This window comes from Flavobacterium sp. XN-5, assembly GCF_008033395.2.
Taxonomy (GTDB): domain Bacteria; phylum Bacteroidota; class Bacteroidia; order Flavobacteriales; family Flavobacteriaceae; genus Flavobacterium; species Flavobacterium hiemivividum.
In genome coordinates this window covers 979,437-1,005,140 of record NZ_VOGZ02000001.1, presented here as the reverse complement: position 1 = coordinate 1,005,140, position 25,704 = coordinate 979,437, and the positions used below count along the sequence as shown (strand labels likewise).

The 25,704-nt window shown below is 34.7% G+C and carries 25 protein-coding genes; 10 read left to right on the top strand and 15 right to left on the bottom strand.

The features are described 5' to 3' along the window. Position 1: 1 nt before the first annotated feature. The gene (locus FQU23_RS04465; RefSeq protein ID WP_209282312.1) at positions 2-358 is read right to left on the bottom strand and encodes a type II toxin-antitoxin system HigB family toxin; all 357 of its coding nucleotides are present in this window, start codon (positions 356-358) and stop codon (positions 2-4) included. 415 nt (positions 359-773) lie between these two features. On the opposite strand from FQU23_RS04465, the gene FQU23_RS04460 reads away from it, so the two are divergent. The 9 genes from FQU23_RS04460 to FQU23_RS04420 all read left to right on the top strand — a co-directional run bounded on the left by FQU23_RS04460 (position 774) and on the right by FQU23_RS04420 (position 10,681). After that, positions 774-1,754, top strand: a complete 981-nt coding sequence (locus FQU23_RS04460; protein WP_147672759.1) for a phosphatidylserine decarboxylase — start codon at positions 774-776, stop codon at positions 1,752-1,754. A 178-nt stretch (positions 1,755-1,932) separates the two neighbouring features. Next, positions 1,933-2,445: a hypothetical protein gene (locus FQU23_RS04455; RefSeq protein WP_147672758.1), complete on the top strand. Its 513-nt coding sequence runs from the start codon at positions 1,933-1,935 to the stop codon at positions 2,443-2,445. Between the two features lie 36 nt (positions 2,446-2,481). Then, complete coding sequence (locus FQU23_RS04450) at positions 2,482-3,267, top strand: DUF6503 family protein (RefSeq protein ID WP_147672757.1); 786 nt, start codon at positions 2,482-2,484, stop codon at positions 3,265-3,267. A 274-nt stretch (positions 3,268-3,541) separates the two neighbouring features. Beyond that, positions 3,542-4,912, top strand: a complete 1,371-nt coding sequence (locus FQU23_RS04445) for a rhodanese-related sulfurtransferase (RefSeq protein ID WP_147672756.1) — start codon at positions 3,542-3,544, stop codon at positions 4,910-4,912. Positions 4,913-5,101: 189 nt separating this feature from the next. Then, entirely contained in the window at positions 5,102-6,376 is a 1,275-nt protein-coding gene (locus tag FQU23_RS04440; protein WP_147672755.1) for a stage 0 sporulation family protein, read from the top strand. Continuing rightward, entirely contained in the window at positions 6,360-6,839 is a 480-nt protein-coding gene (locus FQU23_RS04435; protein ID WP_147672754.1) for a gliding motility lipoprotein GldH, read from the top strand. The genes FQU23_RS04440 and FQU23_RS04435 overlap by 17 nt, the downstream gene beginning before the upstream one ends. An 8-nt stretch (positions 6,840-6,847) precedes the next feature. Then, the gene (locus FQU23_RS04430; protein ID WP_132109760.1) at positions 6,848-9,154 is read left to right on the top strand and encodes a penicillin-binding protein 1A; all 2,307 of its coding nucleotides are present in this window, start codon (positions 6,848-6,850) and stop codon (positions 9,152-9,154) included. Between the two features lie 45 nt (positions 9,155-9,199). Continuing rightward, positions 9,200-9,898: a CoA transferase subunit A gene (locus tag FQU23_RS04425; RefSeq protein WP_147672753.1), complete on the top strand. Its 699-nt coding sequence runs from the start codon at positions 9,200-9,202 to the stop codon at positions 9,896-9,898. 126 nt (positions 9,899-10,024) lie between these two features. Continuing rightward, positions 10,025-10,681, top strand: a complete 657-nt coding sequence (locus FQU23_RS04420; protein ID WP_165425723.1) for a CoA transferase subunit B — start codon at positions 10,025-10,027, stop codon at positions 10,679-10,681. A 77-nt stretch (positions 10,682-10,758) separates the two neighbouring features. On the opposite strand, the gene FQU23_RS04415 is transcribed toward FQU23_RS04420, so the two are convergent. The 14 genes from FQU23_RS04415 to hemA all read right to left on the bottom strand — a co-directional run bounded on the left by FQU23_RS04415 (position 10,759) and on the right by hemA (position 24,587). After that, positions 10,759-11,139 (bottom strand): response regulator, encoded by a 381-nt coding sequence (locus tag FQU23_RS04415; RefSeq protein ID WP_147672751.1) that lies wholly within the window; start codon positions 11,137-11,139, stop codon positions 10,759-10,761. Beyond that, on the bottom strand, positions 11,136-12,155 hold the full coding sequence (locus FQU23_RS04410) for a PAS domain S-box protein (RefSeq protein ID WP_147672750.1): 1,020 nt from the start codon (positions 12,153-12,155) through the stop codon (positions 11,136-11,138). Before FQU23_RS04410 ends, FQU23_RS04415 begins: the two co-directional genes overlap by 4 nt. Positions 12,156-12,356: 201 nt before the next feature. Beyond that, positions 12,357-14,045, bottom strand: a complete 1,689-nt coding sequence (locus tag FQU23_RS04405; RefSeq protein WP_147672749.1) for an ABC transporter ATP-binding protein — start codon at positions 14,043-14,045, stop codon at positions 12,357-12,359. Positions 14,046-14,177: 132 nt separating this feature from the next. Further along, positions 14,178-14,891, bottom strand: coding sequence for a 3'-5' exonuclease (locus FQU23_RS04400; RefSeq protein ID WP_147672748.1), 714 nt, complete (start codon positions 14,889-14,891; stop codon positions 14,178-14,180). Positions 14,892-15,012: 121 nt separating this feature from the next. After that, positions 15,013-15,483 carry a methylated-DNA--[protein]-cysteine S-methyltransferase gene (locus tag FQU23_RS04395; protein WP_147672747.1) on the bottom strand — a complete coding sequence of 157 codons (471 nt, stop codon included), beginning with the start codon at positions 15,481-15,483 and terminating at the stop codon, positions 15,013-15,015. A 108-nt stretch (positions 15,484-15,591) separates the two neighbouring features. After that, positions 15,592-16,008: a c-type cytochrome gene (locus FQU23_RS04390; RefSeq protein WP_147672746.1), complete on the bottom strand. Its 417-nt coding sequence runs from the start codon at positions 16,006-16,008 to the stop codon at positions 15,592-15,594. A gap of 66 nt (positions 16,009-16,074) precedes the next feature. After that, complete coding sequence (gene hemB, locus FQU23_RS04385) at positions 16,075-17,067, bottom strand: porphobilinogen synthase (protein WP_147672745.1); 993 nt, start codon at positions 17,065-17,067, stop codon at positions 16,075-16,077. Positions 17,068-17,147: 80 nt separating this feature from the next. Continuing rightward, on the bottom strand, positions 17,148-18,050 hold the full coding sequence (gene hemF, locus FQU23_RS04380; protein WP_147672744.1) for an oxygen-dependent coproporphyrinogen oxidase: 903 nt from the start codon (positions 18,048-18,050) through the stop codon (positions 17,148-17,150). Between the two features lie 70 nt (positions 18,051-18,120). Next, positions 18,121-19,146, bottom strand: coding sequence for a uroporphyrinogen decarboxylase (gene hemE, locus FQU23_RS04375; protein WP_132109748.1), 1,026 nt, complete (start codon positions 19,144-19,146; stop codon positions 18,121-18,123). Between the two features lie 87 nt (positions 19,147-19,233). After that, positions 19,234-19,890, bottom strand: coding sequence for a uroporphyrinogen-III synthase (locus tag FQU23_RS04370; RefSeq protein ID WP_147672743.1), 657 nt, complete (start codon positions 19,888-19,890; stop codon positions 19,234-19,236). A gap of 2 nt (positions 19,891-19,892) precedes the next feature. Further along, a complete protein-coding gene (locus tag FQU23_RS04365) occupies positions 19,893-20,600 on the bottom strand; it encodes a potassium channel family protein (RefSeq protein ID WP_132109746.1) in 708 nt (235 codons plus the stop codon). Positions 20,601-20,610: 10 nt separating this feature from the next. After that, a complete protein-coding gene (locus FQU23_RS04360; protein WP_147672742.1) occupies positions 20,611-22,353 on the bottom strand; it encodes a TrkH family potassium uptake protein in 1,743 nt (580 codons plus the stop codon). Positions 22,354-22,365: 12 nt separating this feature from the next. Next, a complete protein-coding gene (hemC, locus tag FQU23_RS04355) occupies positions 22,366-23,286 on the bottom strand; it encodes a hydroxymethylbilane synthase (protein ID WP_147672741.1) in 921 nt (306 codons plus the stop codon). A gap of 44 nt (positions 23,287-23,330) precedes the next feature. Beyond that, positions 23,331-24,587, bottom strand: coding sequence for a glutamyl-tRNA reductase (gene hemA, locus FQU23_RS04350; RefSeq protein WP_147672740.1), 1,257 nt, complete (start codon positions 24,585-24,587; stop codon positions 23,331-23,333). 228 nt (positions 24,588-24,815) lie between these two features. On the opposite strand from hemA, the gene FQU23_RS04345 reads away from it, so the two are divergent. Continuing rightward, on the top strand, positions 24,816-25,688 hold the full coding sequence (locus tag FQU23_RS04345; protein WP_147672739.1) for a helix-turn-helix domain-containing protein: 873 nt from the start codon (positions 24,816-24,818) through the stop codon (positions 25,686-25,688). The last annotated feature ends 16 nt before the right edge of the window (positions 25,689-25,704 follow it).

Sequence of the window (25,704 nt, the reverse complement as noted above, 5' to 3'; positions counted from 1 at the left end):
GCTATTTTTTTTTGAAGTTTAAAATTGCTGTGTCAAAAGCAACAGTTTTCACATTCATTTTATCATAGTCATTATGAGTTCCAAACCAAATCACATAACAAGCTGCTTGCGAAAAATTTATTGAGACCACTAACCGAAAATCATTTCCCTTTATATTAAAAACAACGCTATTATTACTTATAATACTTGCATTTCCATACACTCTTCTAAGTTCATTGAAATTCTTAAAGTCTAATTTTGTAAATTCATTATACCAAATCAGCACTTGCATATTAGCAAATGGATATCTCTCGATATAGTACAAAATTATTTTCTTTACAAGAATTTTTATTTGACAAAGACACTCTAAAGTTTTCATTTTGCAAACTTTTGATTTATTATTTGAAGTTAGGCAAAAGCACTAATTGATTCAATATTAAAGTTTTATCAATCTTCTAAAGCGAGCATACCAACTGACATCCTCTTAATTTACCGTCCCGCATTTTACTTAGATAAAAGATTTACAGTATTTGAGATTCCTACGAAATGACATATCTGGTGTATATTGCGTGAAAATCTTTGCGAATAGATTTTGATTTTTCAACAACAGTTAGCCACAAAAAACTGCACTTCTATATTTAGATCACAATTAAATACTTGACCATCTTTACGTGCACGGATTAAAAATCTGCGCTATCTTTACGGCAAGCAGTTGCACTCGGTAAAAAGAGAACGAGACAATAACAGTCAAAATTTTGCTACATAAAGACACGAAACAAAAAGGAAAGACAAACATGAATAGTACAAAAACTAAAAAAAGCTGGGGCATCATTTTGTTATTACTGACGATTGTTAGCATACTGGCTTTTTACCCATTGCCGCCACAAGCTCCAATACAATATTACGATCGGGAAAGTGGGGAGTTAAAAACAGAAAAGGTTGCTGCAGAAAAGTGGTTGGTTTGGCTGTATAATAATCCTGTGGGCGAAGCAACATTATGGACGTTGGTGAAAAGAAAATTCGTTTCGTCTATTTATGGCGATATGATGGATCGTCCTTCATCGACTAAAAAAATACAACCCTTTATTAAAGAATTTAGTATCGACATGAACGTCTTCCAAAAACAGGAATACAGCTCATTCAACGATTTCTTTACTCGAAAAATAAACGATAATGCTAGACCGTTGGATACTACCGCAACTATTACAGTGTCGCCCGCTGATGGAAAAATATTGGCCTATGCAGATATCAGCAACAGCGATTTTATTGTAAAAGGCTATCGATTTGATATAGTATCTTTTTTAAATAATGCCGAACTTGCTAAAAAATACATTGATGGTAGCTTAGTGATCATCCGCCTTGCCCCTGCCGATTACCACCGTTACCATTTTCCTGTTAGTGGAAATGTATCAGCTAACACCAAGATTGACGGTGATTATTATTCAGTTAACCCACTTGCTTTGCGTAAAATGACTGAAATATTCTGCCTCAACAAAAGGGAATTCACCATCGTTTCAAACCCTGTGTTTGGAGATGTTGTCATGGCTGAAGTAGGCGCAACCATGGTGGGAAGTATGGTACAAACCTATTCTGGGGATGTTGTTAAAAAAGGCGACGAGAAAGGATATTTTAAATTTGGCGGATCCACGGTAGTACTGTTGTTTGAAAAAAATAAAATTAGCATCGATGCCGATTTATTAAGTAACACCTTAAAAGGTTTTGAAACTTCCGTTGTACAAGGGGAAAGAATTGGCGTTTCGATTATTGCACTATAATGTTAAGGCTTGAGGTTTTAAATTTATATACCAATCAAATACTTAGCAATCGGTGCGGGCACAGATTAAAAATCTGCGCTATCTTTGTAGTTATAAAATAGCGAGAAATTTTTATCGTGACGATTCAGAAAATGGTTTGGTAGAAGCAACACTGCTTTCGAAAATTAAAAAAAACAGCATGGACAAATACTTACGACAATTAATTACAATAGAATTTGACGACAAAAAAGAAATTTTTAGTGGTTTTCTTATTGATTGGACTGAAGATTGGATCTTACTTAAAAATAATCCTGTCGATTTTATAATTGATGGTTATACGATATTGAGAAACAAAAATGTGAAGGCAATTATCCAAGATAAGGATCATGAATTTACCGAAAGAGTAATTAAACTCAAAGGGTTAAAAACAAGTGCCGCCGAAATAATTCCGCTTACAGATATAGCTGCAATTATCTATTTTTTAGCAAGTAAATATGAGATTTTCCAAATTGCGACTAAGTCGGATAAAGCCGTTTATCTAGGCAAACTCATAGAAATGGACGAGGAAGAAGTTGTTATTGACTTTTTGGGATCTGAAGGCGAGTTTGAAGGCGAAATGAGTTTTAAGCCAAACAAAATAAGAGTGATAGAATTTGACACTGATTATATCAACTCTTTGAAATTAATTGTTGACGAAGAAAAGAAAAAGTAAAGACCTTGACTTTATAAAATGTAATACTTTTAAAAAATGAAAAAAAATCTAATCCTACTTTGTTTTACTGCAGCGCTTTCGCTGTCTTGCAACAATAAAAAAGAAAGCAAAGATGCAACAAACGACACTATCATAACCGAAAAACCGCTCTCAAAAGCAGATTCTATAGTAAATCGCGCCATCGAAGCACACGGTGGAAAACTGTATGACAATGCCGATTATTCTTTTGAATTTAGAGGCAAAAAATACCGTTTTCAGAATGACGGAGGTGCTTATACCTACTCCTCTGAAATACAAAAAGGAGACTCATTGATTAAAGATGTTATGACTGCTGATAAATTTGAAAGAAGCATTAACAACAGCTTGCAATCTTTGAGTAAAAAAGAGGCTGACAAATATTCTGAGGCTATCAATTCAGTTATTTATTTTGCTACGCTGCCTCACAAATTACAAGATGCATCGGTCAATAATGAATTTGTTGAAGAAACAAAGATAAAAGGAAAGAATTATGATGTGATAAAAGTAACTTTTGGTCAAGAAGGTGGCGGAAAGGATTTTGATGACCAATACCATTATTGGATAAATAAGGACACGCATAAAATTGATTATTTGGCTTACAGTTATTTAGTTAATGATGGCGGCGTTCGGTTTAGGTCGGCTTTTAATACTAGAGTTATTGACAATGTTACTTTTCAGGATTACATCAATTATGAAGCTCCTGTAAAAACGGCTTTGAAAGATTTACCTCAATTATACGAACAAGGAAAACTAAAAGAGGTTTCCCAAATACTTACTGAAAACGTGGTAAATAACCGCAAATAAGTAACGTGATTAAAATAATAAAAATAGCTCAGAAGTTTATTCTGGGCTTTTTGCATTTTATATAACTCTTCTAATGAAAACAAATTATTAACTGACACAAATCTCCTAGCCCTGATAAAAGTGGAAATCCTTTTCTTTTTTTCTTTAAAAAAGAAAAGATTGTAACGGTTAGCGGGAATAGCTCCTAAAAACTTAGAACCTCAAAAACTTTGTCACTCTGTCACTTTTCCTTACTTTTGCAAAAATAATTTTTCACACTTAAACCGTTTATAGCATGCAACTGTATAACACTTTAAGCGCAGAAGAAAGAGCCATCATGATTGATGATGCCGGAAAACAAAGACTTACTTTGTCGTTCTATGCTTATGCGCAAATTCAAGATCCAACACAATTTCGTAACGATTTATTCCGCGCTTGGGATCCACTAGTGGTTCTTGGTCGAATATATGTAGCCAAAGAAGGAATTAACGCTCAATTATCACTTCCTGCGGATAATTTTTATGCTTTTAAAGACACTATTGAAGCCTATGATTTCATGAAAGGCATGCGCTTGAATATTGCCGTAGAGCATGACGATCACTCGTTCTTAAAACTGACGATAAAGGTTCGTGACAAGATTGTGGCTGATGGATTGAATGATGAAACATTTGATGTGACTAATATTGGTGTTCACTTGAAAGCCAAAGAATTCAATGACATTTTAGATGATCCCAATACGATTGTTGTCGATTTTAGAAATCATTACGAAAGTGAAATTGGCTATTTCAAAGGCGCAATTACGCCTGATGTAGATACTTTTCGAGAATCACTACCTGTCATCAACGAACAATTACAAGATTTTAAGGAAGATAAAAACTTGGTGATGTACTGCACCGGAGGAATTCGTTGTGAGAAAGCTTCTGCTTATTTTAAACACCAAGGATTCAAAAATGTATACCAGTTAGAAGGAGGAATTATCAATTATGCAAAGCAAATTAAGGAAGAAAATCTGGAGAGCAAATTCATTGGTAAAAACTTTGTATTTGATCACCGCTTAGGCGAAAGAATTACAGACGATATCGTTTCGCAATGCCACCAATGTGGAAAACCATGTGATGTTCATACGAATTGCTTGAATGAAGGTTGCCATTTACTTTTTATCCAATGTGAGGAATGTGCTCAGGCTATGGAAGGCTGTTGTTCATCAGAATGTTCGGATATTATTCATCTTCCTGAAGAAGAGCAAAAAGCCATTCGCAGAGGAATTAAAAATGGTAATAAGATTTTCAAAAAAGGAAAATCAGATGTGTTGACTTTTAAAAACAGAGAAGCAAATCTTGATCCTTTGGCTGCGATTCCCAATCTTACTGATCTATCAAAATCGAAAGCGCTGGCTAAAAAATTACCAAAAATCAAAAAACAATACATAGGGAAAGGAACACATTTTTACCCGAAACCAAGTATTGGTCAGTTTTTAATCGAAGAAAACGAAATCAATACAGGTGATACTATTTTGATTATTGGCACAACTACTGGAGAGCAAAAGTTAGTTATCGAAGAAATGTTAGTGAACGATGTAGCAGCTGAAAAAGCCGTTTCTGGAGATACTTGTACATTTAAATTACCTTTTAGAATTCGCTTATCTGATAAGATATATAAGATTTAAAAGGTTGTTTTTAATATAAAATTCCTAAAAAGCCTATTTCATCGATTTGAAATGGGCTTTTTTTATAAAAATTTTATCACATTCATACGTTTCCATCTTTTGTATCATTCGCTTAAAAAATGCTATCTTTACCCATTAATCTTTTTTAAGAACTTAAGTTGTGCCAGTCACAACACTATATATAAAATTATGGCATGTACAAGTTGTTCAACTTCTGATGGTGGCGCACCAAAGGGTTGTAAAAATAATGGGACTTGCGGCACCGATAGCTGCAACAAATTAACTGTTTTCGATTGGCTTTCTAATATGTCTTTACCTACAGGACAAGCACCTTTTGACTGTGTTGAAGTTCGTTTTAAAAATGGTAGAAAAGAATTTTATCGCAATACTGAAAAATTGACTTTGAGTATGGGAGATATTGTGGCTACTGTCGCTTCTCCTGGACATGATATCGGAATTGTTACTTTGACTGGTGAATTGGTAAAAATCCAAATGAAGAAAAAAGGAGTTAATCCTGACAGCAAAGAAGTACCGAAAATATATAGAAAAGCATCGCAGAAAGACATTGATATCTGGTCTGCAGCGCGTGAAAGAGAAGAACCAATGAAAGTTCGCGCACGTGAATTAGCTATTTCTCAAAAATTAGAAATGAAAATCTCCGATATTGAATTTCAAGGAGACGGATCGAAAGCTACGTTCTACTACACAGCAAACGACAGAGTCGATTTTAGACTTTTAATTAAGGATTTCGCCAAAGAATTCAGCACCAGAGTCGAGATGAAACAAGTTGGTTTCCGTCAGGAAGCTGCTCGTTTAGGAGGAATTGGTTCTTGTGGAAGAGAATTATGTTGTTCTACTTGGTTAACCGACTTTAGAAGCGTGAATACTTCAGCGGCTCGTTACCAACAATTGTCATTGAACCCACAAAAATTAGCCGGACAATGCGGTAAATTAAAATGTTGCCTAAACTATGAGTTAGACACTTATATGGATGCCTTGAAAGGTTTTCCTGATTTCGAAACAAAATTAGTTACCGAAAAAGGAGATGCTATTTGTCAAAAACAAGATATTTTTAAGGGATTAATGTGGTTTGCTTATACTAATAATTTTGCTAATTGGCATGTACTTAAAATCGAAAAAGTACAGGAGATCATCGCTGAAAATAAGTTGAAAAACAAAGTATCTTCACTTGAGGATTATGCAATAGAAATCATCCAGGAAACGGAGAAAGATTTCAATAATGCAATGGGTCAAGAAAGCTTAACGCGATTTGACCAGCCTAAAAAGAGAAAAAAACCAAACAAAAAGGCGAAAACAACAAGCGAAAACAAACCAGCAACTGACAATAAGATTGTAGCAAACAATAAAAAGCCTGCAAACAATGGTGCTGCACCTTCAAACGATAAGAAACCTGTAATAGCAAGAAAACCAATAATTATAACAAAGAATGAGGCTAAGAAATAGCGTTTTTTTCGTTTTGATTGCGATACTCTTTTTTTCATGTGATAAAAAAAGAGCGTTTGACGAATATAAATCTGTGGGAAGTGCTTGGCATAAAGACAGTATCATAACATTCGATTTGCCAGAATTAGATTCCACAAAACGATATGATTTATTCATCAATTTACGAGACAATAACAATTATCAATACAACAATCTCTTCTTGATTGTGTCTGTCGAAAAACCAAATGGATATACAAAAGTAGACACCTTAGAATACCAAATGGCAAATCCTGATGGAACGCTTCTAGGCAACGGATTTACCGACATGAAAGAAAGTAAATTGTTCTTTAAAGAGAATGTAAAATTCAAAGGGAAATACAAAGTCCACATCAAACAGGCTGTCAGAGAGACGGGTAAAGTACCTGGAGTGACTCTGTTAGAAGGAATTACAGAAGTGGGATTACGAATAGAAAAAAAAGACTAGGATAATTTATGGCTGCTAAAAAAAACAACAATCAGAGCAACGCTGCTGATAAAGATTATAAGTATTACACTAAAGCATTTTGGAAGTTTTTTCTATACGGAATGGGCGGTATCGTTCTGTTTTTCTTATTTGCTTCTTGGGGGCTTTTTGGTTCAATGCCTTCTTTTGAAGACTTGGAAAATCCAGACTCAAATTTAGCTACTGAGATTATTTCGTCTGATGGAGTGGTTTTAGGAAAGTATTTTCAGAAAAATAGATCGCAATTAAAATACTCTGACTTACCTCAAAATTTAGTTCAAGCCTTGGTAGCAACTGAAGACGAGCGTTTTTTTGAACATTCAGGTATTGATGGAAGAGGAACTTTAAGAGCTATTTTAAGTCTTGGAACAAGTGGAGGGGCAAGTACTTTAACACAACAGCTAGCGAAGCAATTATTCCACGGTGAAGGTTCGAAGTTTTTGCCTTTTCGAATTGTACAAAAAGCAAAAGAATGGATTATTGCCATTCGATTAGAAAGACAATATACCAAAAATGAAATTTTGGCCATGTATTGTAACATCTATGATTTTGGAAACTATTCAGTGGGAGTAAGTTCAGCGGCACAAACCTATTTTTCGAAAGAACCAAAAAATTTATCGATCGAAGAGTCGGCAATATTAGTTGGGATGTTCAAAAACTCTGGCTTATACAATCCGATTCGAAATCCTGTTGGTGTAAAAAATCGTAGAAATGTCGTGCTTGCACAGATGGAAAAAAGTGAAATGATCACTGAAAAAGAGAAAGAAAGACTGCAAAGCTTACCTATTACTTTAAAATTTAAATTAGAAAGTCATAGAGAAGGAACAGCTACTTATTTCAGAGAGTATCTTCGTGATTACATGAAAAAATGGGTTGATGAAAACAAGAAACCAGATGGATCTGATTATGACATCTACAAAGATGGATTAAAAATCTATACTACTATTGATTCTAGAATGCAGCTACATGCCGAAGAAGCAGTTAAGGCGCACATGGCTAATCTTCAGGAAGAGTTTTTTATTCAAGCAAAAAATAATAAAAACGCTCCCTTTGTAGGTATATCTGATAAGGAAACACAGCGTATTTTAACTCAAGCAATGAAATCATCTAACCGTTGGGCTGTTTTAAAATCAGCTGACATGAGTGATGAGGACATTATAAAATCATTTAGTGTAAAGGCAAAAATGACCGTCTTTACATGGAAAGGAGAAAAAGACACTATCATGACTCCTATGGACTCCATACGCTATTACAAGCATTTTCTACAATCTGGACTTATGGCGATGGAACCACAAACAGGTAACATAAAAGCCTGGGTAGGTGGAATTAATTATAAATATTTCCAGTATGACCACGTGGGTCAAGGTGCTAGACAAGTGGGATCTACATTTAAACCTTTTGTATATGCTACGGCTATCGAACAATTGAACATGTCTCCTTGTGACTCTATAATTGATGCTCCGTTTACAATGCCTGTGGGACGTCATCACGTTACAGCAGCATGGACACCTAGAAACTCGGATAATAAATACAGAGGTATGGTTACCTTGAAAAAAGCATTAGCAAGTTCCATTAATACTGTATCGGCAAAGCTAATGGATAAAGTAGGACCGGAGGCAGTAGTGAAGTTAACAAATAAATTAGGAATTAAATCTGATATCCCACTTCAACCATCCATTGCATTAGGTGCAGTAGATATTACCGTGGAAGATATGGTCGCGGCTTACGGTACATTTGCAAATCAAGGTGTTTATACAAAGCCTCAATTCTTATCGAGAATCGAAGATAAAAGCGGAGTTATCATCTATGAGCCAATACCTGAATCACACGATGTATTGAACAAGGATATTGCTTTTGCCATTATTAAATTATTAGAAGGTGTAACTGAGGGAGGTTCAGGAAACAGATTAAGAACTGAAGGCGGAGGTTATGGTTATAACCGAATTACAGGTTATCCTTATAAATTTACAAATCCAATTGCTGGTAAAACCGGAACAACACAAAACCAATCTGACGGTTGGTTTATGGGAATGGTTCCAAATCTAGTAACAGGTGTTTGGGTAGGTTGTGAAGATCGTTCAGCCCGATTTAAAAGTATTACCTACGGACAAGGAGCTACAGCCGCATTACCGGTTTGGGCTTACTTTATGAAGCTTTGTTATGCTGATTCTGAACTAAAAGTGTCTAAAGGGCAATTTGAAAGACCAGCTAATCTTTCTATAAAAGTAGATTGTTACCAAGCTCGTCCCGTAAAAGATAGCACCGAAGTACAAAACACTGATGAATTTGAATTTTAAATAATTTCAATATTAAATAATATTGAGCTTCTTAAAAAACACAATATGATTAATAAAAAGGTAAGTAATGTTAAAGAAGCGCTTCAAGGAATTGAAGACGGAATGACTATTATGTTAGGTGGTTTTGGTTTGTGTGGAATTCCCGAAAATTCTATTGCAGAGTTAGTTCAAAAAGAAACTAAGTTGTTAACCTGCATCTCTAATAACGCAGGAGTTGATGATTTTGGTCTTGGCTTATTATTACACAAAAAACAAATCAAGAAAATGGTCTCATCATATGTGGGAGAAAACGCCGAATTCGAACGTCAGATGCTCTCAGGAGAACTGGATGTAGAATTGATTCCACAAGGAACATTAGCAGAACGTTGTCGTGCTGCTCAGGCTGGAATTCCAGCTTTCTTTACTCCTGCAGGCTACGGAACAGAAGTCGCTGAAGGAAAAGAAGTTCGCGAATTTAATGGTAAAATGCACGTGATGGAACATGCTTTCAATGCTGATTTTGCTATTGTAAAAGCGTGGAAAGGAGATACTGCTGGGAATTTAATTTTTAAGGGAACAGCCAGAAACTTTAACCCTGCAATGTCTGGAGCTGCTAAAATTACTGTTGCTGAAGTAGAGGAATTAGTTGAAGCTGGAGCATTGGATCCAAATCAAATTCATATTCCTGGAATATTCGTGCAACGTATTTTTCAAGGAGAGAAATATGAAAAGAGAATAGAGCAACGTACGGTAAGGCAAAAATAGCTTTAAGTTTTAGACTAAAAACTCAATTAACCCTACATATCTTATAAGGTAGAAAAGGTAATCTAGATTTAGTTTTTTGTTTATAAAGAAAACTTAAATGACTTATATGTTTTAAAAAAATAAATTATGTTAGATAAAATAGGAATCGCAAAACGTATCGCACAAGAATTGAAAGACCGCTATTTCGTGAATTTAGGAATAGGTATTCCAACATTGGTAGCTAATTATATACCAAAAGGAATTGACGTCGAATTTCAAAGTGAAAACGGGGTTTTAGGTATGGGACCTTTCCCTTTTGAAGGAGAGGAAGATGCTGACATCATCAATGCCGGAAAACAAACGATAACAACCTTGCCAGGAGCTTCTTTCTTTGATTCGGCCTTGAGCTTCGGAATGATTCGTGGTCAGCATGTTGATTTAACCATTCTCGGTGCGATGGAGGTGGCTGAAAATGGTGATATCGCAAACTGGAAAATCCCAGGCAAAATGGTCAAAGGTATGGGTGGCGCAATGGATTTAGTGGCTTCTGCAGAAAATATTATTGTTGCCATGATGCATGTAAATAAAGCTGGGCAATCTAAGATTCTTAAAAAATGTACTTTACCATTGACAGGTGTAGGTTGCGTAAAAAAAGTAGTGACTGAATTGGCTGTTTTAGAAGTAACGCCAAAAGGCTTTAAATTACTAGAACGCGCACCAGGAGTAACCGTAGAACATATAATTGCTTCAACAGAAGCCGAGTTAATTATTGAAGGAGAGATTCCGGAGATGGTTATTGATTAAAGTTTAAATTCTAATCTATATACAAAGAGCACCCTTTAAAAGGTGCTCTTTCTGTTTTTAACAAAACACTCTATTCATTAAAAATCTAACTTCAGGTCAATTAAATTAGCTTTGCTAAATGGCTTCTCGACAAAATGAATAATTTTCGAATACCAAGCTGCTTTATCTTTATCTTCTTGATCTACGGAAGAAGTAACCATTATCACTTCGATTTTCTTATCAAAACCTTCATTGTGAATAATGTCCAACAAACCCCAGCCGTCCATAACCGGCATATTAATATCCAAAAACAATAATATAGGTTCGTCATCTATAGATAGACTTTCGAAAAACTCCAAAGCTTTAAGCGCAGAATTAAAGGTTTTCGGCGAATTATGAAGCCCAACCGCTTGAATAATTTTACTGTGCAAGAATAGAATAATTTCATCATCATCGACAACAACCACTTTATAACTCATTTACCTTCTATTTTGTTGATTGTTTCCGTCTTCTTAACAATGTCTCTAATTATAGTATCTAGTTCTGTACCTGAAGCAAAAAAGTGATTCAATAAGTCTTCAAATTCCGCAGGCATGCGGTCAGATTCTTTCATAAAATCAATAATAGACATCATCTTGGCTAATGGCGCTCTCACAACATGTGAATGCGTCCAAGCAATATCCTTCAAGCTTTTGTTTTGGTCCTCGATAGTATTGATATGTTGCATCTGCTTCGTTATATCATTTGTCATAACCAGTTTTGCTTTCTGGTTATTAAAGAAAATAATATTACTTTGAACTTCGACGTCAATTATCTTTCCATTTTTTTTCTGATGTCTTAAGTATCGCTTCTTAAAATTATCTCTATACTGACTAAAAGAATTTACTCCCGCGTCAAAAATAGGATAGTCCTCTACGGGCCATATTTCTTTAATAGTCATTTTTAAAAATTCTTCTTTGGTGTAACCAAATTTCTTAATGGCGGCCTCGTTTACATCTAAAAAATAGAAACTCCCTAAATCATAAACCCACATAGCCAAAGGACTCAAGTGAAAAAGATCGCTATATCGAGTTTTTGCATCATCGTATGAAAAAAATATTTTTTTCCTTTCGATACTACAAACAATACTTTTATACAACATTGCAGCTGTTAAGCCATCCTTTACTAAATAGTCTGAAATACCCTTCGAAATTGAGTTGATACTGAAATCTACACCTTCAACTGAAGTAAGTACTATTATGGGGCACAATAATACCTTATCTACCATTTCAGTTACCAAAACTTTCGCACTAATGTCTGGCAAAGTATGGTCCAAAAGAACAACGTCAAAAAATTTATCATCAGAAGATAGAAACGCAGATGCTTGTTCGAAATTTTTTGCGAACTTAATTTCTACATCAAAAAAAAGTTCTTCTAACAACTCTTGAATTTTCGCTATGTCGCTCAAATTATCTTCAACAACTAAAATTGAATATGTTTTGTCATCTATAATCATTTTATCTGAAAAATTGTAGTGGGGATTTACAAAAACTTTAAGTTAAGCGATCTATACTTTAGTAAGAAAGTTTCAACTTACTAAACACTTTAAAAATATAAGTATTATATACCTTTTTTAAAACCTCTATAAAATTGCAAAGATAACATTTGTTTTCGCACTGTTTTGCCTTTACAGAATATAGGAATATTTGGGTAGATTTCAACTCCCTTTAGGAATAGCGTCAATTAGCATCTTTGTATATGCTTTTTGTGGATTGGCATACAGCTCATCAGCATCGGCAATTTCTTCAATTTTTCCTTTATTCATGACCAAAACTTGATCACTCATGTACTTCACGACAGCCAAATCGTGTGAAATAAAAATGTAAGTAAACCCAAAATTTTCTTTTAGCTCATTTAGAAGGTTTAAAACCTGGGCCTGAACAGATATGTCCAATGCCGAAACTGATTCGTCACAAACGATTAATTTTGGCTGTAACGCGATGGTTCTCGCAATTCCGATACGTTGTCTTTGTCCACCAGAAAATTCATGTGGATATCGATTAAAATAATCTGCTCCTAAACCTACTCTTTCGAGAATTTCAAGGGTTTTAGCTTTTCTTTCCTTATCGTTTTTATATAATCCATGCACTTTCATGGGTTCCATGATGGCTTGACCAATAGGAATCCTTGGGTTTAAAGAAGAATAAGGATCTTGAAAAATAATTTGAATTTCCTTTCTCAGTTTTTTAATTTCCGACTTTCCAAGTTTAGTGATATCCTGACCTCTGTATAAAATTTGTCCTGCAGTGGCTTTGTCCAATTGCAATATGGCATTCCCAAGAGTCGATTTCCCGCAACCACTCTCCCCTACTAATCCTAATGTTTCACCTTCATATAATTTAAAACTCACGTGATTCACGGCTTTAAATCCTGATTTTTTTCCAAAGAAACCTGCAGTAGAAAAATACTCTTTTTCTACGTTAACGACTTCTAAAATAGGTGTCTGACTGTACAGTTTATCATGAAAGCGTGTTCTGTCTTCAGGCGTTACAACCTCAGCATTTATAGTGTCATCTAAAAAATCCTGGATAGTAGGCAATCTTTTCAATCGGAAATCCAAAGAGGGCCGAGAAGCAATCAAGGCTTTTGTATAATTATGTTGGGGATTTTTAAATATCTGCTTTACTTCGCCCTGTTCGACAATTTCTCCTCGATACATCACTAATACCCGATGTGCAATCTCAGAAACCAGTGACAAATCGTGGGAAATGAAAATAATACTCATTCCAGTTTCTAGCTGAATGTCTTTCAACAACTGGATAATTTCCTTTTGAACAGTTACGTCTAAAGCCGTAGTAGGCTCATCTGCAATCAATAATTTTGGTTTGCAAGCAATCGCCATAGCGATCATGACACGTTGTTTTTGTCCGCCTGAAATTTCATGGGGATATTTATCGAATAATATCTCAGGGTTGGGTAATTTTACTTTTTCGAATAATAAAAGTGTTTCACTTTTAGTTTCTGCTGTGGATAACTTTGTGTGTTGCAACAATATTTCCTGCACCTGAAAACCACATTTCAACGAAGGATTTAAGGAACTCATTGGTTCTTGGAAAATCATCGCGATTTCATTTCCTCTCAGTTGCTGCAACTCTTTTTCACTTAAATCACCAACGTCTTTGCTGTCAAAAAGAATCTCGCCTTCTGATATTTTCGAAATATTTACAGGCAATAAGCCCATAATCGCTAACGAGGAAACTGATTTTCCAGAACCAGATTCCCCTACAATTCCGAGGATTTCATTCTGTTGTAAATCATAACTGATGTTTTTAATAACAGCGGTATAAATCCCTTCTTTTTTAAAGGAGATTTCGAGATTTTGAACGGACAGTAGGGGCTTATTCATAAATGTAAAAATAAAAATTTAACCATTGAAAACACGCTTTATTTTAAAGACTATCCAACAGACAAATTAAAAAAAAGCAACATTCGAATTAACTACCTATGGTCCTATTATTTAAGTGTCACAAAGCGGTTTTTAAACATGGATTATCTCGTCCTCAATCAACAAATCTTCTCTTCTAAGTCTAAGAAAAATCTGAGCAACTGCGATAGTATCTTTTTCACAATAGCTAACAATGCGGTCAATATCCTTATCTACATAAAAAACATATCCTACTTGACTGCCGTCAATATCTCCTTTTGGAGATGGAATACCAAGTACTTTACACATTAATTTTAAAGACGTATAATGTTTATAATCTCCGAATTTCCACAGCTCCAAAGTATCTAAATGCGGAATTTCCCAAGGCTTTTTTCCAAATAAATTAAGTTTGTCTGGAATAGCAATCCCGTTGATAATCATTCGGCGCGCTAAGAACGGAAAATCAAATTCTTTAGCATTATGACCACATAAAACATGTTGTGGTCCATTGAAATGATTGTTTAGTAAATTATTGAAATCTTTCAGAATCTTTTTTTCTTCTCCAAAAAAAGAAGTCACTCTAAAATTCCGAATATCACCCTTTATGGTAAAATAACCAACAGAGACACAAACGATTTTTCCAAACTCGGCCCAGATTCCTGCACGTTCGTAAAAATCTTCTGGACTATATTCATCTTTCCGCTGGTATTGGGTTTTGTGCTCCCAAAGCTCTTTCATCTCCGAATCCAACTCACTATAATCGGCAGCTTCTGGAACAGTTTCTATGTCTAAAAACAAGATGTTATTGAGATTTATTTTTTCGATCATAACTTTCTATTTTATACATTGTCATCAATTTATTAAAACAAAATAAACTGTAGGGAATTGAGTATTCCAAATATAAGTAAAAAATGACAATTTGTGTCAATTTTGGAAATGCCTACCGACACTAAAATAAACTTTGCTGATTGGTTGGGTTTTCATGTTCCAATAGCCATTTTTTGCGCCATAAACCTCCAGCATATCCAGTTAGCGAACCATCGGCACCAATGACGCGATGACAAGGCACAATAATCCAAAGTGGATTTTTTCCATTGGCGGAAGCCACAGCCCGAATGGCTTTGACATCTCCTAAAATTTTCGACTGTTCTAAATAGGATCTGGTTTTGCCATAGGGAATTTCTAATAATGCATTCCACACCTTTTGTTGGAATTCTGTTCCTTTTGGATTGAGCTTTAAACTAAAATCATTTCTTTTTCCTGCAAAATAAGACTCCAATTGATTTACACATTCCTGTAAAACTTCGGGAATTAGTACAGAAGCTTCGCCTCCATCCTGCACTGAGATTATCGCAATGCCATTTTCATCGCCCACAATCCTTGCAGTACCTAATGGTGTTTTTATAAATGCTGTCTCCATAGTATAAAAGTAAATAAATTTAATCGCACCAAACTCTATCAAAGCAAAAAGTCCACAAGAAAATTAATTTCTTGTGGACTTTTTATAAACCTGCTTGATTTTTCTCCTTTATTTTAGAGTCGAATTAAGGTAAGCTTCTAAGGCTTGCAACTCCTCATCAGAAAATGTTTTAGTAAGCGCTAAGTTAGGTTCCATTGCTGCAAACTGCGCAGGATCAACGATAGCCTCACTTTCCCCCTTTAAAAAGGCGACGATACTTCCGTTTTTCTCTTTATAGATTTTGGCAATTTCCTGTAAACTTGGCCCAATCAGCTTTTCATCAACTTTATGACAGGCTACACAAGTTCCTTTACCTAAATAAATAGATTCTCCCAGTTCTACCGGTGTTTTAGTTTCTGCTTGCATTCCCTCAGAAACTACAGCTTCTGATTTTTTGGTGTTATCGTCTTTTCCAAAAGACTCTTCATCCTTTCCTTTACAAGAGAACGCAACAAATGCAATGGCAATAATTAGTAATTTTTTCATTTTAGTTGTGTTTAGTTTCTTAAATAGAAGTACTAATATACTGCTAATTATCAGAATATTACTTTATTATTTATTTAAAATTACGGCAGCTTCTTTTGCAAAATAAGTCGAAATCAAACTTGCTCCAGCGCGTTTAATACACATTAATTGCTCCATCATGATTTTATCATGATCGAGCCAACCTCTTTCGGCAGCGGCTTTGATCATTGCATATTCACCTGAAACATGATAAACTGTTACGGGAACATTGACGGCATTTTTCACTTCACGAACGATGTCTAAATAAGCAATTCCTGGTTTTACCATAACCATATCAGCACCTTCCTCAACGTCCCAAAGCGCTTCTTTGATAGCTTCAATACGGTTAGCATAATCCATTTGATAGGTTTTTTTATCCTTTGGAATTTCGTTATTGTCCACTGGTGCACTGTCTAAAGCATCACGAAATGGTCCGTAAAAAGCAGAAGCATATTTCGCCGAATAGCTCATAATTCCCACATTGTGAAATCCTGCTGCATCAAGTCCTTGGCGCAAGCGCAAAACACGTCCGTCCATCATGTCAGATGGCGCAACAAAATCGGCTCCTGCTTGTGCATGTGAAACGGCCATTTTTACCAAAGCATCATTTGTAGGATCATTTGCAACATATCCATTTTCTATGATTCCATCGTGACCATACATAGAGTAAGGATCCAATGCCACATCGGGCATTATAATCATTTCCGGGCAAGCCGCTTTGATTTCCTTGATGGCGCGCTGCATCAATCCATGTGGATTCCAAGCTTCTTTTCCCGTATTGTCTTTTAAGTTCTCACTTACTTTTACATAAATATTCACGGCACGAATACCTAAAGCGTATAATTCTTTGATTTCTTCCAAGGTCAAATCAATCGAACGACGGAAGATCCCCGGCATGGAAGGAATTTCAATTTTTACATTTTCTCCCTCTGCAATAAACATAGGAAACATAAAGTCTGACGGACTTAAAGTCGTTTCTCGAACTAGACTTCTTATGGATTCGTTTGTTCTTAATCTTCGGCCTCTGTGTAATGGGAACATATATTTTTAGTTTAAAGTTTCAGGTTTAAAAGTTTAATGTTAAACCCATTTAAAATTTAAAATTCAGAATTTAAAATAAATTAATGCCAATTTATTGGGTTTTCTAATACGTTTATAAGCTTTTCTTCTTCACTTCCTTCTTCTGGATGATGATCGTAAACCCATTGCACCCGCGGTGGTAAACTCATTAGAATACTCTCGATTCTTCCGTTAGTTTTCAATCCAAATAAAGTCCCTTTGTCGTGTACCAAATTGAATTCTACATAACGACCACGTCGAATTTCCTGCCAACTTCTTTGAGATTCTGAATACGGTAAGTCTTTTCTTTTTTCTACTATCGGTACATAAGCTTCTAGGAAACTATTTCCTACTTCAGATACAAAATGGAACCAATCTTCCATTTTCATTTGCTCAGTCGCTTTGCAATAATCAAAAAACAATCCACCAATTCCTCTGGCTTCATTGCGATGTGCATTCCAGAAATAGGCATCACATTGTTTTTTATATTTTGGATAAAAGTCCAAATTGTGTTTATCACAGGCCGTTTTACAGGTTTGATGAAAATGGATTGCATCTTCTTCAAACAAATAATAAGGCGTTAAATCCTGTCCGCCACCAAACCAACTGTTGATGACATTGCCATTGTCATCGTACATTTCGAAATAGCGCCAGTTAGCATGAACCGTTGGCACCATTGGATTTTTAGGATGTAAAACCAAACTCAATCCGCACGCAAAAAAATCAGCTTCGCCTACGTTGAATAATTTTTGCATGGAATCCGGTAATTTACCGTGAACAGCAGAAATATTCACACCGCCTTTTTCGAAAACCTTTCCGCTTTCAATCACGCGTGTTCTTCCTCCGCCGCCTTCCGGGCGATCCCAAAGGTCTTCTTTGAATTTAGCTTGACCATCAACCGCTTCGAGTCCTGCGACGATTTGGTCTTGTAAGTTTTGTATGTATGCGTAAAATTTATTTTTCATTATAAATGAATTGAGTATCGAGTATTAAGTAGCAAGAAAAATCTCGATACTTAATACTTAATTCTTTATACTACTGATTGTATTCCTTCACCGCGTCAATAAATGCTTTCGCGTGATCTACTGGAATATGTGGTAAAATACCATGACCTAAGTTCACGATGTATTTGTCTTTTCCGAATTCGTCAATCATCTCGTGTACCATTTTCTTAATAACCGGAATAGGTGACAACAATCGTGATGGATCAAAATTACCTTGTAAAGTAATGTTTCCTCCAGATAGATATCTTGCATTTCTTGGAGAACAAGTCCAATCCACTCCTAATGCAGAAGCTCTACTTTTTCCCATTTCGCCTAAGGCAAACCAACATCCTTTTCCGAAAACAATCACAGGAGCATCATCGGCCAAAGCCTCAACGATTTGGTTTATGTATTTCCAAGAGAATTCTTGGTAGTCAGCCGGAGACAACATTCCACCCCAAGAATCAAAAATCTGAACAGCATCTACACCCGATTTTACTTTTTCTTTTAGGTATAAAATAGTGGTATCGGTAATTTTTTGTAATAAAACATGAGCCGCTTCTGGATGTTGGAAACAAAATCCTTTTGCCTTATCAAAGCTTTTAGACCCTTGTCCTTCTACTGCATAACACATGATTGTCCAAGGTGAACCAGCGAAACCAATTAACGGTACCTCATCGTTCAACATTTCTTTAGTCAATTTAATAGCGTCCATCACATAACCTAAAGTTTCATGAATATCTGGTACAATTACGCGCTCTACATCCTGAATCGTACGAATAGGATTAGGCACAAACGGACCAAAATTTTCCTTCATCAACACTTCAATTCCCATAGCTTGTGGAATTACTAAGATGTCTGAGAATAAAATCGCAGCATCTGGGGCAATACGACGAATAGGTTGTACGGTGATTTCGGCAGCTAATTCTGGCGTTTGACAACGAGTGAAAAAATCGTATTTATCACGTAAAGCGATAAATTCTGGCAAATATCTTCCCGCTTGACGCATCATCCAAACTGGGGGACGTTGTACTGTTTCTCCTTTTAATGCTTTTAAAAATAGGTCGTTCTTTATCATAATTTATTGACTATTGGCTTAAAGTTATTCACTTAAAGCATTCTGATTATTTTTTGTTGCCAAAAGCTAAAAGCTACAGGCAAATTTTTATTTATACTCGGCAATTACTTCTTCAATCACATCTTCAATTGTTGGCTGATCAGCAATTATTATGTTTTTTGTTATTCCGTCCAAAGTACTGGAAGTAGTTGTTCCTATGCAAAAACAGGTTTCATTTTTGATTTTATTTTCTTTCAAATAACTTTCAATACCAGACGGACTAAAAAACAAAATGGCGTCAACAGGCGTTTTAATCTTCTGTGGTGTCAACTTAGTTTCGTAAACCTGGATTTCATTAAACTTTACTTTCGCTTCTTTTAAGGCTTGCGGTAAAGTCTCTCTTCTTAAGTTTCCACTAAAGAAAGTGTAGCTTTCACTTGAGTAAATCAAAGTGATAATTTCAGCTAAATCTTCTGCATACCCAGTGTAAGCAATCACATTAAATCCACTTTCTGATAGCAAAATCTTGGTTTTTAAACCCACGCAAAAAACATTTTTTGTTTTTAGATCTTCCGATTTTGGATCCAATAAAAAACTTTGAACTGCATTTTGACTCGTAAAAATCAAATTATCATTGATTTCATTTAATTCGAAAGCTTGACTTTTTGTTTCAATAAAGTCCACTTCAATGACATTGAAATTTGCATTTGTCAATGCTCCCCTTTGATTGTCTAAAAGCGTTTTTGTAGATAGTATCTGAATCATTATTAACTTCTTATTTGATGTTCTTCTTGCCCTAGGCAGTAGGTTTCTATATCCTTATTGTATCCATAAACGACCAAAATATCGTTTTCTAATATAATAGTATCAGGAGAGGGACGGCCAATGGTTTCCTTTACAATAGATTTTTTTCCAATTAAATTTTTCTTTTCTCTTTTTCGAATAATTGTAATTAAAGTCAGTCGATATTTATCTATTGTATCTAATTCAGCTAATGTTCTACCGTAAAATTCTGGTTTTGCTTTTACTTCAGAAATAGTATAATTATCGTCTAATTGGTAATTTTCGAGAGTCGATTTAAAATTAATTTGCTTTGTCAATCTATCCGCTGATTCTTGCTCAGGATGTACGATGCTGTGTATTCCCATCGCTTCTAAAACCGTGTCGTGAATAGGCGATAAAGCTCTACTAATGATTTTTACATCACTTAATTTTTTAATAATTGCAGTAGTGATAATCGCAGCTCCTTCGTTCTCTCCAATGGCGACCACAACTTTATCAGTATCTTTTAAAGGTAAAGCTTCATATGACAATTCGTTAGTAGAATCCATCGCGATGGCAAGTGAAATTTTATCTTTCACTAGATTCACTTTTTCCATGTTTTTGTCTACACCAATAACTTCATTTCCAGTTTCGGTCAGACTTATTGCAAGTGACATTCCGAAGTTTCCTAAACCAAATACGATTATTTTCATTGAGTCAAGTTTAGTTAATTAATATATTCGCTTTTGGATATTCGTAAAATTGATGGTTCAATCTACGTAATAATCCTACCATTAAATTGAGCATTCCTATTCGACCTATAAACATACATGCAATCAGAACATATTTACTCGGTTCTGTTAACGTTTGAGTAAAATTCAAGCTTAACCCTACCGTGCTATATGCTGAAAAACATTCGAAAGCTACCGTTAATAAAGGCGTATCTTTTGGTTCGAAAATTAAAAGAGCCATAATCGAAATACCAATAGTAATTAGCGAAATTGATAGAATTGCAAACGCACGCGCAGTAGATTCTGACGATATTCTCCTTCCGAACAATTGAATTCTACTTTTTCCTCTAGCTACAGTAAATATATTTAAAGTTGCTAGTGCAAAAGTACTCGTTTTTATTCCACCAGCGGTAGAAGCTGGCGATCCACCTATCCACATTAAAAAAATAATAAAAAGCAAAGATGGAACATTCATCTGTGTATAATCAACAGCATTAAAACCGGCAGTTCTTGGTGAAACAGCGTTGAAACTTGCTGCTGTTACTTTTCCGAAAACAGTTTTGTGTTCTAGCAAGGTATTGTTGTACTCTGAGATATAAAGAAAAAGGAAACCACCTACTAATAATATCAGTGTAGTATAAATTACAATATTAGTATTTAAGGTAATTATTCTTATTTTTTTATGGATTACTTTTTGCTTAAATAACTCAATTACATAAGTTTTTATATAATGAAAAAAATTGAATACGATGTTATGTCCTAATCCGCCCAAAACAATCATCAACATTAAAATCCATTGTAAATAATAATTAAAACGAACTGTTTCATTAATTATTCCTCCTGGTAAAATGGAAAATCCTGCATTACAAAAAGCAGATATGGAGTGAAAAATTGAAAAATAAAATTCATTACTGATGGCTGGATTGTCTATAATCGAAGAATAGATAAAAATCGCTCCTACCAGCTCAACTCCTAAAGTAAAAATCACAACGTTTAGAGCTGCTCTAAAAACATCTTTAAGACCTTCATGAGCGATAAAATCTTTAGTATTTAAACCTTCTTTAAAGGAAGTACTTCCTCTAAAAAAGAAGGCAAAAAAAGATGTAAATGTCAGAATTCCTATACCGCCTAATTGTATTAAAACAATAATTATGGATTGGCCTACAATGGTAAAATCGACTGCTGTATCAACTACGGTTAAACCGGTAACACAAACGGCACTAGTGGCGGTAAAAAGCGCATTTGTAAAGGTAATTCCGTTTGTAGTAGCACTGGGAAGCATGAGTAAAAAGCCACCTATTAAAACTAAAATCATAAAACTTCCAACAAAAACGATGGCTGGATTAAAATAGATGTCATAAATATGACGTACAAAAACCATTAGCCTTAATAAGAAATATAAAATCAATCCGCCTTCGAGAAATGGTTTAATTTTTTGCAGGATAAAAACGGAATGCAAACTACTGTTTACCAATGAAATAAACCCACATATTAGCAACATTATGGATAGTAATACCATATTGATTAGCACTACTTTTTTATTGCTTCTTAATGAATAATTAAAAAATTTAAAGGAATTAAAAGCTAATAAACCAACTGAAAGAAGAATTAATCCAACAACATGAGGCGAGTTATAGTTTTCTTCAAAGTCATATCCGAAGTCAAAAACTATAAAAAGCAATACTATAATATCAAAAAAGCGATATAAATAATTGAGTAAGGATTCTTTCTTCATATTGAAATAAAATTACTTTTTTAAATCTTTACGAATGTTTTCCATTAAACCAATTCCACCATTATCTAAAATTTCCTTTGCTGATAAAAACCCTAATTTTTTCCAATCTTGTAATGGAACTCTCTTATTTACCTCGATTTTTTCTTTTCCATCAATGGAAAACAAAACACCATCGAATATAATTTCATCTTCCTCAAAAACTGCTAAAGCACCTATCGGAGCTGTACAACCACCTTCAAGTGTTTTTAGAAACTGTCTTTCTATGTGTGTACACACTTCGGTTTCTATATCATTTAATTCAGAAACTGCATCTCTACAAAAATCATCATTTGCCATCGCAACAATAACCATCGCACCTTGAGCTGGTGCTGGAATCATCCAATCAAGATTAATATAATTTGATGGTTTTAAGTTGATTCTTTCTAGTCCTGCTGCAGCAAAAACGGCTCCGCTCCATTCGCTGTCCTTCAATTTTTGCATTCTGGTATTTACGTTTCCACGCAAATCAACTACTTTATGCGCAGGATATTTATTAAGCCATTGTGCCTGACGACGTAAACTTCCTGTGGCAATTGTTCCTTCTCCATTAAGAAAGTCAAGATTTCCTTTGTGAACTAAAATATCGAGAGTATTGGCTCTTTCTAAAACAGCCGCCTGCACAATTCCTATTGGCAAAGCCGTAGGAACATCTTTCATGGAATGAACCGCAATATCTACCTGACCGTTGATCATGGCAATATCTAATGTTTTTGTAAAAATTCCTGTGATTCCAAGTTCATAGAGCGGTTTGTCAAGAATAATGTCACCCTGTGATTTTACCGCAATAATTTCGGTTTTATAACCTAGATCGTTTAGTTTTTTTTCGACTGTATGAGCTTGCCAGAGCGCGAGTTCACTGTCTCGAGTTCCTATACGTATGATTTTTTCTGTCATTTTTATTTTTTAAACCCTTAAGAAACTAAAATTACTTACTGGTTTTATTTTGCGGTAACGCCAATTTTAAAAACTTTCTCAATCCATTCGATACTTTCATCTACCATAGTATTATCATCTTTCAAATGATTGGCAAAATGAGTTGTTATTTTTTGGATAATTCTGTTGCTGATAATTTCTGCCTGCTCTTCATTGAAGTTTGAGATTTTCTTACTTTGAAAATCCAATTCTGAGATTTTTATTGCATTCAATTTTGCTTTCAAAGCATTAATTGTAGGAGCAAATTTTCTGCCTTTGGTCCAAGTAATAAATTCTTCCTTTATTTCCTCGATAATTGCTTCAGCAGCGGGAATACTTTTTTTCCTGTTTTCTAAAGTTTCGTCTGTAAGTTGAGACAAATAATCCATGTGAATTAATGTAACGCCTTCTAATTCCTGTACATCTTCATTTACATTTTTCGGAATTGATAAATCCAATATCAATAATGGTTTTTTCAAATTCAAAATCGCTTTATCTACCGTTGGGTTTTGAGCACCCGTAGCCACAACTACAACATCCGCTTTTTGAAGTTCAAGATGTAATTCTGAATAATCTTTTACAATTAAATTCAGCTTTCCAGCTATTTTTTCGGCTTTAGATTTGGTTCTGTTTATTAAAGTAATATGTTCGTTTTTAGTATGTTTTACTAAATTTTCACAGGTATTTCTACCAATTTTCCCCGTACCAAACAATAGAATATTTTTGTTTCCAATGTCTTCTACGTTCTTAAAAATATATTGAACAGCCGCAAATGAAACCGAAGTGGCACCCGAACTTATCTCCGTATCTGTTTTTATTTTTTTACTGGCTTGAATTACTGCATTTACTAGTCTTTCCATAAAATTATTGGCAAGACCTAAAAATTTTGACTGGCTAAAGCTGGATTTTATTTGAGCGATAATTTCGAAATCACCAAGAATTTGACTGTCTAATCCAGTTCCTACACGAAACATGTGACTGATTGCTTCTTGATTTTTATAAACAAAACCTACTTTTTGAAATGCTTCAACTGTACCTTGGCTGTTCTCACAAATTAATTTGATTAATTGAAAAGGATGCTCTGCAAATCCATAAATTTCGGTACGGTTGCAGGTAGAAGTAACTATTAAACTCTCTATACCTTCTAGCTTAGCTTGCTCTAATAAACGCGTTTTGGCTGCGGTATCTAAACTAAACTTTCCTCTAATCTCAGCATCTGCTTTTTTATAACTCAGTCCAACGGAGTAAAAATATTGATGCTTTGCTGTGTTGTTGTTTTCCATATTTGCACTTTTCAAGAAAGTGGAACAAAATTATCACTATAGTATTTATAAAAGTAACGCTAGAAGTTCTTTTTGTATCGCTAAATGTTTTTTTGATTCTAATTGCCTATTTTCTAGTAAAAAAATCTATTTTTGCAATGAAATCAAGTCATTCTAAGCGCCCTATTTAGAGTTGTTCTAAATAAAACGATCTGATAATTGTCAGGATTTCACCTAAAAAATATCGCTATGGGTTCACAGGAAATTATAAAAATTGAAGACGATTTTACGTTAATTCGGTTCCAAAATGACGGTCTAGAATCTTTTAATGCGCAACGGGAATTGGACAGCGGACTCATTCAATTTCATTTTGGACTTAAAGGAAGTGCTAAATTTTTATTCAACCAAGGCAGTTATGCTCTGGAATTGAAAGAAGAAAAATCATTGCTTTTATACAATCCACAAAAGGAACTGCCACTAAATCTAGAATTAGCACCCAATTCCTGGGTGATTTCGGTTATTATTTCGATTAAGAAATTTCACGCTTTATTTTCGACAGAAGCAGATTACATCACCTTTTTAAGTGGTGATAATAAAGACAAGAAATATTATAACGAGGGAAATATCAGCCCTTCTATGGCTATTGTCTTGTCGCAATTATTTCATTACAGCCTGCATCCATCTATAAAAAACCTATATTACAAAGGAAAAGGATACGAATTATTAAGTTTGTACTTCAATAGAACGGAGGATCCAAACGCAGAACAATGTCCGTTTTTGATTGATGAAGATAATGTAATGAAAATTAGAAAAGCCAAAGAAATCATCATCGCTAATATGGCCGAACCGCCTGGATTGCAAGAATTAGCAGATGAAATAGGCTTGAATTTGAAGAAGCTAAAAATGGGTTTCAAACAAATTTATGGTGATACTGTTTATGGTTTTCTTTTTGATTACAAAATGGATTTTGCTAGAAAGTTACTCGACAGTGGTTCTTATAATGTAAATGAGGTAGGATTAAAAATAGGATACAGCACCGGAAGTCATTTCATCGCAGCATTTAAAAAGAAATTTGCCACAACTCCAAAGAAATACTTAATGTCAATAAATCCGAATACTTAATTAGTTATCAGTTTTA